Source organism: Lactococcus sp. NH2-7C (genome assembly GCF_029953655.1).
GTDB classification, from domain to species: Bacteria; Bacillota; Bacilli; order Lactobacillales; family Streptococcaceae; genus Lactococcus; species Lactococcus lactis.
Genome location: NZ_CP124538.1, coordinates 2,358,026 through 2,371,074, shown reverse-complemented (window position 1 = coordinate 2,371,074; position 13,049 = coordinate 2,358,026). Strand labels below are relative to the sequence as shown.

Annotated in this window: 9 protein-coding genes; 6 read left to right on the top strand and 3 right to left on the bottom strand. The window is 35.5% G+C overall.

Going from position 1 to position 13,049, the window contains the following annotated elements; genetic code table 11:
• Positions 1 to 79 precede the first annotated feature (79 nt).
• Positions 80 to 1,306 carry a 30S ribosomal protein S1 gene (gene rpsA, locus QJV49_RS11860; RefSeq protein WP_003132594.1) on the bottom strand — a complete coding sequence of 409 codons (1,227 nt, stop codon included), beginning with the start codon at positions 1,304 to 1,306 and terminating at the stop codon, positions 80 to 82.
• A gap of 242 nt (positions 1,307 to 1,548) precedes the next feature.
• Entirely contained in the window at positions 1,549 to 2,679 is a 1,131-nt protein-coding gene (gene mnmA / locus QJV49_RS11855) for a tRNA 2-thiouridine(34) synthase MnmA (protein ID WP_225512989.1), read from the bottom strand.
• Between the two features lie 508 nt (positions 2,680 to 3,187).
• Between mnmA and QJV49_RS11850 the strand changes: the two genes are divergently transcribed.
• The 6 genes from QJV49_RS11850 (at position 3,188) to QJV49_RS11825 (ending at position 10,735) form a co-directional block, all read left to right on the top strand.
• Entirely contained in the window at positions 3,188 to 4,915 is a 1,728-nt protein-coding gene (locus tag QJV49_RS11850; protein WP_281449136.1) for an SSURE domain-containing protein, read from the top strand.
• A 90-nt stretch (positions 4,916 to 5,005) separates the two neighbouring features.
• Positions 5,006 to 5,671, top strand: coding sequence for a response regulator transcription factor (locus QJV49_RS11845; RefSeq protein WP_225511754.1), 666 nt, complete (start codon positions 5,006 to 5,008; stop codon positions 5,669 to 5,671).
• Positions 5,672 to 5,678: 7 nt separating this feature from the next.
• The gene (locus tag QJV49_RS11840) at positions 5,679 to 6,968 is read left to right on the top strand and encodes a cell wall metabolism sensor histidine kinase WalK (protein ID WP_225511753.1); all 1,290 of its coding nucleotides are present in this window, start codon (positions 5,679 to 5,681) and stop codon (positions 6,966 to 6,968) included.
• 126 nt (positions 6,969 to 7,094) lie between these two features.
• The gene (locus tag QJV49_RS11835) at positions 7,095 to 7,880 is read left to right on the top strand and encodes a DUF4931 domain-containing protein (protein WP_225511752.1); all 786 of its coding nucleotides are present in this window, start codon (positions 7,095 to 7,097) and stop codon (positions 7,878 to 7,880) included.
• Positions 7,881 to 7,950: 70 nt separating this feature from the next.
• The gene (locus QJV49_RS11830; RefSeq protein ID WP_225511751.1) at positions 7,951 to 10,602 is read left to right on the top strand and encodes a YfhO family protein; all 2,652 of its coding nucleotides are present in this window, start codon (positions 7,951 to 7,953) and stop codon (positions 10,600 to 10,602) included.
• Positions 10,592 to 10,735, top strand: coding sequence for a hypothetical protein (locus QJV49_RS11825; protein WP_225511750.1), 144 nt, complete (start codon positions 10,592 to 10,594; stop codon positions 10,733 to 10,735). The genes QJV49_RS11830 and QJV49_RS11825 overlap by 11 nt, the downstream gene beginning before the upstream one ends.
• A 54-nt stretch (positions 10,736 to 10,789) precedes the next feature.
• Here the strand turns inward: QJV49_RS11825 and QJV49_RS11820 are convergent, their stop codons facing one another.
• Positions 10,790 to 12,952, bottom strand: a complete 2,163-nt coding sequence (locus tag QJV49_RS11820) for a heavy metal translocating P-type ATPase (protein WP_225511749.1) — start codon at positions 12,950 to 12,952, stop codon at positions 10,790 to 10,792.
• Between the last annotated feature and the right edge of the window lie 97 nt (positions 12,953 to 13,049).

Below are 13,049 nucleotides of genomic sequence, written 5' to 3'. Positions count from 1 at the left end.
CAATTTAAAGTGAGTTTGTCTAATTTTAGACACAAAAAAAGACCTAGCAGGTCTTTTAGAGGATATTTTTGAATTTTTCTTACAAATCGTTAATATCGAAGTCTTCACCGAGGAAATCAGCAAGTGAGAAGCCTTCTTGTGTTTCAGGCAAATCGTATGAAGGTTTAGCTGCTTTACGTGGTGCGCGTGGTTTGCGGTCACGTTTTTCACCGTCGTTGTCGTTGTTACGAGCTGGACGAGCTGGAGCTTCTTCAAGCGCTTTGATTGAAAGTGAGATACGTTCTTCAGCAGGTTTCACGTCAAGAACTTTTACGTTCACAACTTGACCAACTTTAAGAACATCTTTTGGATTTTCAACACGTTCCCATGAAATTTGTGAAACGTGAACAAGTCCTTCAACACCTGGGTAAAGTTCAACAAAGGCACCAAAGTCTGTCAAACGTTTAACAGTTCCTTCAACAGTTGATCCAACAGGTGCTTTTTCTTCAACTTGTTCCCATGGTCCAGGTTGTGTAGCTTTAAGTGAAAGTGAAAGACGTCCAGCTTCTGGATCAAGTTTCAAAATCTTAACATTAACAACATCACCAGGTTTTACTGCGTCTGATGGACGTTTGATACGGCTATGTGAAAGTTCAGAAACGTGAACCAATCCGTCAATACCACCGAGGTCAACGAATGCACCGAAGTTAGTTACGCGTGAAACTGTACCTTCAACGATATCGCCTTCTTGAAGTTGTGCAAAAGCTTCTTTACGCATTTCGATTGCTTCAGCTTCAACAACTGCACGACGGCTAAGGATGAAGCGGTTTTCTGAAGCGTTAACTTCAATAATTTTAGCTTCGATTTCTTCGCCAACAAATTTCTTAGTATCTTTAACAAAGTAAGTGTCAATCATAGATGCAGGGATAAATCCACGAACACCGTTATAATCTACTGAAAGTCCGCCTTTAACGTCTTTAGTAACTTTAACTGTTACGATTTCGCCTTCTTTGCCTTCCAATTGAGTCCAAGCTTTACGAGCTTCAAGACGTTTCAATGAAAGGAGATATACGTTTGCACCTTCGGCTTCTTTACCAACGATTTGTTTGATAACAAGCAAATCAAGAACATCTCCAGGTTTAACGAATGTATTGATATCAGCATCTTTATCGTTAGTGATTTCGCGAAGTGTAAGGACACCCTCAACACCAGTTCCGACGATGGCAACAGTTGCTTGCCCGTTTTCAACTGAAAGGATCTCGCCCTTAACGACGTCACGTACTTTAACGTCTTCAACGCTGTTTAATAGTGTTTCAAATTCGTTCATTTGTAAAAAAAATTCCTCCAACAATTTGGCTGGTACACAGCCTTACAAAACATTATACCATAAAAAATCGCTTAGGGAAAGCATTTTTCTCGATTTATATTAAAAAAGTTATAAGTATTTTATTATGTACAGAAATATTATATACAGGATATGAAAACAGTTTCTTTTATTAAAATTATAACAATAAAATCTGTGTATTTTTAAATACAAAAAAACCTGTCAAATTTTGACAGGCCAATATTTTATTGATATTGCATTACTTTTTGTTCTTTATAGGCTACGTCTATCATTGCCCCCCCTAGGCATTCTTCTCTATCATAGAAAACAACAGCTTGTCCGGGAGTAATTGCTCGAACAGGTTCGTCGAAATCAACGGTTACTTTATCACCGTTAACGTGAATAGTTACTCCTGTATCTTCTTGGCGATAACGGAATTTTGCTGTACAGTGAAGGTCAAAAGTTTCTGGCATTTCTCTGGTAAAGCTCAAATCGCTTGCGTCAAGACTTGTTGAATAAAGGTGCTCATGATGGAAACCTTGTCCAACATAAAGGGTGTTAGTAGTCAAGTCTTTACCAACCACAAACCATGGATCACTTGTTAATTGACCGTGTTGTCCACCGATACCAAGACCGCCACGTTGACCAATTGTATAATACATCAAACCGGCGTGATTTCCCATTTCGATACCGTCAAGTGTCATCATTTTACCTGGTTGGGCTGGTAAGTATTCTCCAAGGAACTTTTTGAAATTCTTTTCACCAATGAAGCAAATTCCTGTTGAATCCTTCTTCTTAGCAGTTGCAAGTCCCGCTTCTTCAGCAATCTTACGCACTTCAGGCTTTTCCAAATGTCCCAACGGGAACATTGTTTTCTTGAGTTGTTCCTGGGTCAATTGACTTAAGAAATAAGTTTGGTCTTTGTTGTTGTCCGCACCACGTAACATATGAACAATACCATTTTCATCTGTACGAACTTGAGCATAATGACCTGTTGCGACGTAGTCTGCTCCTAATTCCATAGCATAATCTAGGAAAGCTTTAAACTTAATTTCCTTATTACACATGACATCAGGATTTGGGGTACGTCCAGCGCGATATTCAGCAAGGAAGTATTCAAAAACACGGTCCCAGTATTCTTTTTCAAAATTGACTGAGTAATAAGGAACGCCAATTTGATCAGCTACTGCAGCTACATCTTTGTAGTCTTCAGTGGCTGTACAGACACCATTTTCGTCGGTATCATCCCAGTTTTTCATGAAGACACCAATAACATCATAACCTTGTTCTTTAAGAAGCAAAGCTGTGACTGAGCTGTCGACACCACCGGACATTCCGACAACGACACGTGTTTGTGCTGGGCTCTTACCAGACATAAGTTGAGTATTTGTGTTATCCATTAATTTTTCACCATCTCTTTCTATTTTGATTTTGAAAAGAAATAAAATTGCTGACGAAAAAAACTAGACGATTTCGTCAGTAAATTTTTTCTTTTCAAGTTAGACAAAATATCAGTTGAAGGCTGACTTTTGTAAATGTTGCAGTTGAAGGCTGAACATTAATAGGTAACTGGAATATTATAACACATTGCCTAAGTAAAAACTAGCCTTTGAAAAATTTTTTAAGTAAATATTTCTGTGAATTTCACAGAACTTTGACACTAATAACTAGTATTTTTAATTTATTCTTTATCCTATACTATAGCTGTAAGACAAATAAAGTTTTATTATGAAACATCTTTTAAAGGAGATAGTTATATGACAGTAAATTCTATTTTTATCATTAATATTAATATTTATCCACGAGTTAAATGCCTGACTCAAAAATTAATAATTGTTATACCCCAAATTTGAAAAATTTATAGAAAACATAGAGGAAAACATCATGCAAACAAAAAACACAAACTTTCGTACCTGGAAATCTGGAAAAATATGGCTCTATTCTACTTCGCTACTAGCATTACTGGTAATTGGTGGTGGATTAACCAGTGGTACAAAAGTTTCTGCCGACGAAGTTTCTGCTCCACAATCAACCAAAATCATCCAAAATGCTCAAAGTACTGAAGCGGCAGATATAACAAATTCAAATAGTCCATTGACTGCAAGCATAGCTACTCCACAAAATTCCCTATCTTCTGAAAATCCTGCTACTCCTACAACCACAGTTACTAAAAACTCAATCTCTTCCAAAGATCCTTCTACTCCTACATCCACAGTTACTAAAAGCTCAACCTCTTCCGAAAATTCTGCTATAGCAGAAAATTCATCTCTTGCTCCCGTATCTAGTGCGGTAGCAACTCCAGCGGTCACTACAAATACTACAAATACTACAAATACTACAAATATACCCAAAACAAGCGTCCCAACTACCGTAGCCGTAACAAGTAGCATTTCGACATCTCAAATAGCTCCTATTTCTGAAGTATCAGATGGTGTATCGAATAATATCAAAACCAATACAAGGGTAAGTGCTTCTGAGCTTGCTAATGCAAAAGCTCCTGGTCCATTCACGGCTGGAGTTAATTCTGTTATTCCATTAGAAGCCTTTGGTGGAGACGGAATGTTGACACGTTTGCTCTTAAATAGCTCTAATGGTGCACCTTGGTCTGATAATGGAACAGCTAAAAACCCTGCTCTTATGGTCATTGATGGCTTAGCTACTGGTCAATACTTTTATGAAGTAGATTTAGCTGGAACGAATGGTCTAACTGGTCAAAATCTACTGAATTACTTACGGATGGCCGGCACAAAGTCTTACCAAGCAACGGTGAAAATTTATGCGGCTGATAATAATGATAAGGCTAATACCAGTATGACTGTTGCAACTAAGATGATTAATATCAACATCACTGGTCTTACTGAAAATATCAAACCCTCCACAACTGTAAGTGCTTCTGAGCTTGCTAATGCAAAAGCTCCTGGTCCATTCACGGCTGGAGTTAATTCTGTTATTCCATTAGAAGCCTTTGGTGGAGACGGAATGTTGACACGTTTGCTCTTAAATAGCTCTAATGGTGCACCTTGGTCTGATAATGGAATAGCTAAAAACCCTGCTCTTATGGTCATTGATGGCTTAGCTACTGGTCAATACTTTTATGAAGTAGATTTAGCTGGAACGAATGGTCTAACTGGTCAAGATTTACTGAATTACTTACGGATGACCGGCACAAAGTCTTACCAAGCGACAGTGAAAATTTATTCATCTAATGAAGATGGAACCCCAAATCTGAAACAAGTTATTGCTAGTAAAACTATCATGGTCGATTTTACGGGTGAAATGATGAATAATTCAAGTAATGAAACAATAAGCTCAAACTCTAAACCTTCTAGTATGAGTAGCAATTCTACTATTAGTTCTGGTATGCCCTCAGCTATTGAAGTAAGTATGAAAAATAATTCGACTCCTGCTTCAAATACACCAAAACTCGTAATGAGTAGCATTACACCAATGCCATTAGCAGTACCTTCAGCAAGTGGAAGATTGCCAGTAACAGGAGATGATAAGCAGGCTACAGCAGTATTTACTCTTGCTGGAATTGCAAGTTTGGCAATTGCTGGAGCTTTTGTGACTCATCGTTCAAGAAAATTCAAAAATTTATCTAATGATAAATAATAAAAGAGCCAGTGAAAGCTGGTTCTTAATTTATATAAAAAAACATTTCTTATATACTAAAAGCATTTCAAAATAGTATATAATTAATTTATGAAAAAAATATTGATTGTAGAAGATGAGGCAAGCATCTCTGATTATCTTTCACAAGAATTGACTTTTGAAGGTTATGAAGTATTTTTGGCAATAGATGGTCTCGTTGCTTTAAATATTTTTAACCAAGAAAAAGAAAATTTAGATATCGTTTTATTGGATTGGATGCTACCTAAAATGGATGGTTTAGGTGTTTTACGTCGTATGAAAAAAATTGCGCCTCAAATCCCTGTTATTTTTTTAACCGCTCGGGATTATGTGGGAGATAAGGTCGCAGGACTTGATGCGGGTGCAGATGATTATTTAACCAAACCATTTGATATAGAAGAGTTGATGGCTAGAGTAAGGGTTGTTTTCCGTAAGCAAGGAATTCCACAATATTTTTCCTGCCAAGAGGTTATTCTTGATACGCTTGCACATCAAGTGAGAGTCGCTGGGAAGAATGTTGAGTTAACCCAGCGAGAATATGCACTTTTACTTTATCTTTTTGAACATCAGGGAATGGCTTTATCTCGCGACAATATTTTAGATGACGTTTGGGGTATGAATTTTGCAGGTCAAACCAATACGGTAGATACTTATGTGCGTTATTTACGTGAAAAATTAGGTGTTCCTATCATTGAAACGGTACGTGGTGTAGGTTATCGGCTATTAAATAAAGAGTGAGATATAAATGAATGAAAAAAGACAAACAAGTGAACGATTAATTCGTCGAATATTTAATCGAATTTTTCTTCTGATTAGCCTTTTAAATATCTTAGCGGTCGTAGGTTATAATATTGTTCAGGGCAGTCAGACTGAATCGTCAGCAATAATGGCTGGAATGACAAGTGAAAAAACAGATAAATTATCCTCTACTAACTTTCAGGCTTTAAATAATTTTGAGGAACAAACTGATTTTATTAGAATACTCACACCTGATGGCAAGTCTGTGATGAGTAAAGGAACAAGTCAATTTATGAACGCTCAGCAGCTGACATTGGGAAAATTTATAGTTTCAAAACAGGGTGTTTTTGACTATGTCCGCCTTAAACAAGATGGGACGACTTACGAGCTTTGGCTATCAATTAATGAAATTATCAAAAATGCGGGAATTATGATTCTCTTTGTAATTTCGATTATGATATTGACTTATCTCATTGCTTTACTTTTGATTCGTCGTTATTCTCGAAGGCTAAGTGAACCAATTAAAACTTTGGCTTATGAAGTTCAAAATAATAAATCTATACTTCTTGTTCCAGAAAATCCGGTAGAGATTCATGATTTGGCAATCAATTTTAACGGACTACTTGAACAGCTAAATGATAAATTTTTACAAGAACAGCAATTTGTATCAGATGCTTCACATGAGCTTCGTACACCAATAACGGCAATTCGAGGTCATGTTATTCTACTGAAAAAACGGTGGAAAGAGCACCCGGAAATAATTGAAAAATCACTAAATTATCTGGATGATGAGTCTAATCGCTTAAAAATCCTTGTTACCGAGCTTTTGAATCTCTCAAGAAATGAGCAAAAAAACTTAAGTATTGAGCAAATTAATTTATCAAATTTGATAGACGAATTGACAAACATGCTTTCAGAATCCCTGACGCAATCCATCCATTTAGAAGGCAAAGCAGATGTTTTTGTTAACTCTGATATAATGGCGATTCGTGAAATACTAACTGCCTTAGTTGAAAATGCTGGAAAATACTCCGATGAAAATAGCGAGATTCTCATTAAATTTAATCATCAGGGGATAGAAATAATTGACGAGGGTCTTGGAATTCCTGATAACGAAAAAACAAAGATTTTTGATCGTTTTTATCGAGTAGATAAATCTCGCAGTGAGACTGAAGGACTAGGAATCGGACTTGCAATTGCACGCCAATATGCCCAAAAAGCAAATTTATCACTCTATGTAACCGATAATCAACCCAAGGGTTCGATATTCCATGTAAAATTTAATTCTCATAAATAAGAAACGCTTTCGGGCGTTTTTTGGTTTTTTATTATAATCAAAAGCTCTCTTGAATCAGTTTAAGTATTTCTGCTGAGAAAATTAAACTTTATGATATTGTATTATGGAGTGTGCTATAATGAAAAAATGATTAAACATAGTGAAAATCCTTTAGTTTTCAATACAGCTATTGGAACAAAAAAACGTAATGAAACAGTTGTACCTAAGGAAGTTCTTTGTCCTTTTTGTGATGTGGAAAATCTGACAGGTATTTTAAAAACTTCTGACCATAAAATTTGGTTAAAAAATAAATTTCCAACACTCAAAAATTCAATGATGACTGTGATTATTGAGTCTGATGAACATCTAGGTGATATTTCTACTTATGGTGTGGAAGAAAATCGTGAGGTTTTTTCTTTTGCTTTTGAATGTTGGGATGAAATGATTCAATCTGGTAAATATCAATCCGTTTTGATGTTCAAAAATTTTGGTCCTCGCTCTGGCGGAACATTGCGCCACCCTCACTTACAAGTCGTTGGCTTAGAAGAAACTGATGGCTATGCTCAAATTTCAAAAGAAAATTTTGAAGGAGTCGAAATCAGAAAGAATGGTCTGACTGTTACTTTGTCTACCCGACCTATTATGGGCTTTGTGGAATTTAATGTTATTATTGCTGAACTTGAAAATGTTGAAAAACTTGCTGACAATGTTCACGGGATTACCTCTTATTTAATGACTGACTATATGGATGGGCGTTGTGATTCTTATAATCTCTTTTTCCATCATTTCGATGATAAATATATTTGTAAAATTGTTCCTCGTTTTATTACTTCTCCTTATTTTATTGGTTATAAAATCCCGCAAGTCAATGGAATTGAAGCGTTAGAAGAAATTGCTGACGAGATTAGAAATCGTTTAGATAAAAAGTACTGACAGGTTTGTCAGTATTTTTTTAATACACTTAATATAAGTTTGATTTTTGTATCTTTGGTATAATAGAAGTATGAAATTTATCAAGAAAAATAAATGGGCACTTCTTGCAAGTTTTTTTATTCCATTATTATTAATGGTTATCGTTCTTGCAATGACTGGGATTTATTGGGGGAGTTCACGGTCAATTTTGGCTGGGGATGCATATCATCAGTATGTCGCCATTCATTCTCTCTATCGTAATATTTTACATTCTGGCGGTTCTTCTGGTTTCTTATATACTTTTACCAGTGGACTTGGTCTTAATCTTTATGCTTTTTCGGCTTACTACATGGGAAGTTTTCTCATGCCACTTACATTTTTCTTTGATGTAAAATCAATGCCTGATGCTTTATATTTACTGACCATACTAAAATTTGGCTTGATTGGTTTATCAGCATTTGTCAGTTTCAAAAACATGTATCAAAAGCTTTCTAAATTGATTGTTTTGTCAATAAGTACAGCTTTTGCACTGATGAGCTTTTTAACTTCACAACTTGAAATTACGATGTGGTTAGATGTTTTCATTCTCTTGCCTCTGATTATTTGGGGACTTCATCGCTTGATGGATGAACGAAAACGCTGGCTTTATTTCGTTAGTTTATTGATTCTATTTATCCAAAATTATTATTTTGGCTTTATGGTGGCTATTTTCTTAGTGCTCTATTTCTTGGCACGGATAACTTACGAAAAATGGTCTTGGACAAAAGTACTTGATTTTGTGGTTTCTTCTGCTTTAGCTGGTCTGTCCAGTTTAATCATGCTCTTACCCATGTATCTTGATTTGAAGTCTAATAATTCCGATGCGCTTTCAACTTTATCAGGTATCTTTACAGAAAATTCTCATCTTTTTGACCTTTTCGCTAAAAATTTTGTTGGCACTTACGATACTACTCAATTCAATGCCATTCCAATGATTTATGTTGGAATGATGCCTTTAGCTCTGGCTATTCTCTTCTTTTTTACTAAAAGTATCCGTCTCAGAAGTAAATTTGCCTTTCTAGGAATCATTGCTTTCTTTGTTGCTTCATTCTATCTTCAAGCTTTAGATTTACTATGGCAAGGGATGCATTCACCAAATATGTTCTTGCACCGCTATGCTTTCTTATTTAGCTTGCTTCTTGTTTTAATGGCTTTAGAAACTCTATCTCGTTGGGAGGAAATAAAGACTTGGCATATTTTGACTATTAGTCTTTTTCTAATTACAGGTTTTCTTGCTACTTTGATTTTTGGACACTATAAATATGTGATGACTTCTCAAGTTATGTTGACTTTCTTGTTCGGTCTTGCATATTTAATCTTGTCTATTAATTCTGTTAGAAAATGGATTTCAGCTCATCTATTTGTCATTATTCTCTTTGTTTTCATGACTGTTGAAGCTGGTGTTAATGCCCTTTATCAGGTTCAAGGAATACAAAAAGAGTGGAATTTTGCTAGTCGTGATTATTATAATACCCAAGTGAATTCTATAGAACCACTTGCCAATAAGGTGAATGAGCTTACTGGTTCCGGTTTTGCAAGAATGGATAACACTGTTCCTGATACAGCAAATGATGGCATGAAGTACAATTTTAATGCACTTTCCCAATTTTCATCTGTTCGTAACAGCAACGCAAGTTCAATCATGCGTCAGTTAGGGTTTCACACTGACAGTACTTATTTGAATTTGCGTTATCCTGGGAATACATTACTGATGGATTCGATTTTTGGAATTAAATATAATATAAGCCAAGCTCAACCTCCAAAATTTGGATTTTCACCAGTTTCCAATGCTCTCAGTAATTTGAGCAAAAACTCAAATGCAATGGGTCTTGGTGTCTTCGTTCCCAATGGATTTGAAGATGCTAAATTCACTGATAAAGCTCAAGCTAGCAGCTTTATTAATAATCAAACAGCTTTAGTTAACGCTTTGACAAAATCGAAAACTACATTCTTTACTCCATTTTACACGACCAGTGAAGAAACTGCTGATAAAATCACGGGTGCTGGCAATTCTGTTACTCTGACTCGGCCAAAAACTTCTACAGCTACTGATGTTTCAGTTACTTACGGAATTACTGTGGCGGCGAATAGTCAAATTTATTTATCTGTTCCCAATATTACTTATCTAAATAGTAATGCTGAGAATACATTGATTACTATTTCTGATGTTTCCAATCCAAAAATGACACGTTCTCTCAATAGTTATTACGTTGGTACAAATGATACTGGCTCCTTCTTGAATTTAGGAAGTTTCAGTAAGGAAACTAAGCTAAAAGTGACCTTAGCATTTCCTGAAAATTCACAAGTTACTTTTGATACGACTTCTTTCTGGCGTCTAGACACTACAGCTTACCAAAAAGAAATGGCACTTCTACAATCTCGTAGTCCTAAAACAGAAATGATTAAAAACGGGGTTCGCATGACTTATACGGAAAAAGAAAAGGGCGATATTTTCTTGACAATTCCTTATGATAAAGGCTGGTCAGCAAAAGTTGATGGAAAAAAAGTAGCTGTCAGTAAAGCTCAATCTGGTTTTATGAAAGTTAGCGTTCCTGCTGGCAGTCATCACCTTGAACTAAAATTCTTCCCTAATGGACTAAAAGAAGGAATCATTTGCTTTATTTTGGGAATTTTGTTATTTATTGGTTACAACTATTTTACTAATAAACCTAAAAAATCTGGAGGAACAAAAAATGAAAGCTAAATCAATTATCCCCTTTACGCTCGGAATTCTAGTTGCTGTCAGCATCCCTCTTTCCTACTCTTTAAAGACCAAACATTTTGAAGTCAATTTCAAAAAAGGTGGATTGCTTGATCCAGAATTGTATAAAAAATAAAGCAGATTGCCTTTAAAAAATTCTGTCAGTAAATTCTAAACAAAAAAACGTTGATTATTCAACGTTTTTTATTTTTGTTTTTGTCAAAAGTAGGGAATTCAAAATAACAGAAACTGATGATAAACTCATTGCTGCTGCAGCAAGCATTGGATTGAGTAATCCAAAAGCTGCAAGCGGAATTCCAATGACATTATAAACAAAAGCCCAAAAATAATTTTGCTTAATTTTAGAAATTGTTTTTTTAGCTACTTCAAAGAAAGTGGAGATTTTATGAAGCTGACCGCTAGTGACAGTCACATCACCAGCTTCCATAGCGATATCTGACCCAGTTGCCATTGCAAGCCCGACGGTCGCTGACGCTAAAGCAATAGCATCATTGATTCCATCACCAACCATCATTGAATTTGGGCTATTTTGTACAATTTCTGCTTTTTCTTCAGGTCTTAAACCACTTTTAACTTCATCTAAATGAACAAGTTTTTGGATTTTTGCTGCCGAATTTTCATTATCTCCTGTTAACATAACAGTCTTTAGACCACGTTTTTTCAAAGTCTGAATTGTCTTAAGCGCATCATCCTTTAGACTTGAACTAAAAACAGCCATCGCTAATAATTTTTCTTTATTTGCCAAATAAATGACCGTATCATCTGTTTCTGGGACTGACAGATTTAAGTCTGTCATTAATTTATCATTGCCAGCAAAATATTCCTGACCATTAATTTTAGCAGAAAGTCCACGACCCGCAAGTTCTGATAAATCTGTCAGTTCATATAAATCACCGTGAAATTTAAGAGATTTAGCCAAAGGATGATTTGAGTGAGCTTCTAGACTAGCCAATAGTTTAAACTCATCACTTACCATTTTTTCTTCAATAGAATTAAAGCTGTCAGTAATTTTTTCACTTTCTGTCAGTAATTTAAAATCTGTCAGTTCAAATTCACCTGTTGTAATTGTCCCAGTTTTATCAAAAAATACTGTTTTAACTAATCCAGCATGTTCCAAAGCATTGGCATTTTTAATCAACAAACCATTTTTAGCAGCCAAACCAGTTCCAGAAATAATAGCAGTTGGTGTAGCTAGGCCAAGAGCACAAGGACAAGCAATGACCAAAACAGCTACTGAATGCATGATTGCTATCAGTAAAATTCCACTGACAGCCCAAGTCGCAATGAAAGTTATCAGAGCAATAACTAAAACAACTGGTACAAAAATCCCTGAAATCTTGTCAGCTAATTTTTGAATGTTTGGTTTTGAGCCTTGTGCTTCACTCATCATTTCAACCATTCTTGAAATTGTTGAATCATTTAAATCATGAACAACAACCGCTTTAACTTCACCATCTAAATTAATTGTTCCTTCAAAAATAACTTCATCATCCATTTTTACAACAGGTAAGGCTTCACCTGTCAAAATAGATTCATCAAAGGATGCTTTGCCAGAAAGAATCATCGCATCCAAAGGCACTTTCTCCCCTGGCAAAATGCGAATCACTTCTCCCATTTGAACTTCTTCAATCGCTAAATCAGTCGATTCCGCATGAACAAAAGTTGCTCGACTAGACATTAACCCAGTAATCGCTTGTGTTGTTTTCTCTTTTGCATTATGTTCTAAAAGTTTACCCATGACCACCAAAGTGATAATCACCATCGATGATTCAAAATTCAAAGCATTCGCTTGACTCATAAAAACAGCCAAAATCAAACTCGAAAAGTAAGCAACGGAAGTTCCTAAAGCTACTAAAACATCCATATTTGCCGATTTATTTCGCAATGCATGATAAGCTCCAACATAAAAGCGCCAACCAATAACGAATTGTACTGGAGTTGCCAAAATCAACTGTACGATTGGTTCATGTAAAAACATCACCCAATTTGCATGTACTCCAAAGATATCAGCAAACATTGCAACTACTAAAGGCAAAGTCAAAATTAAAGCAATCCAAAAAGACAAAGACAAATTTCTTGCCTTTTTTGCAGCTTGACGGGCAATTTTTTCCTGATGAGCTTTGTCATTAACGATCGCTCCATAACCCACTTTTTCTACCAAACTTATAATTTCTTGGTCAGAAATATTATCGTCAGCAACAATTTTGGCTTTCTCAGTCGCCAAATTTACCGTTGCTTCCATAATTTTATCTGACTGATTCAATGTTTTTGAAACTGTATTTACACAATTTGCACAGGTCATTCCTGTAATTACAAATGATTGACTCCGCATTTTTACCTCTTCTATATTTTATCTCTAAATATAGTTTACAATTGTAAACGAGAAAAGTCAAGAAAAAATCATCTTCATTTGGGGAATGAAGATGACC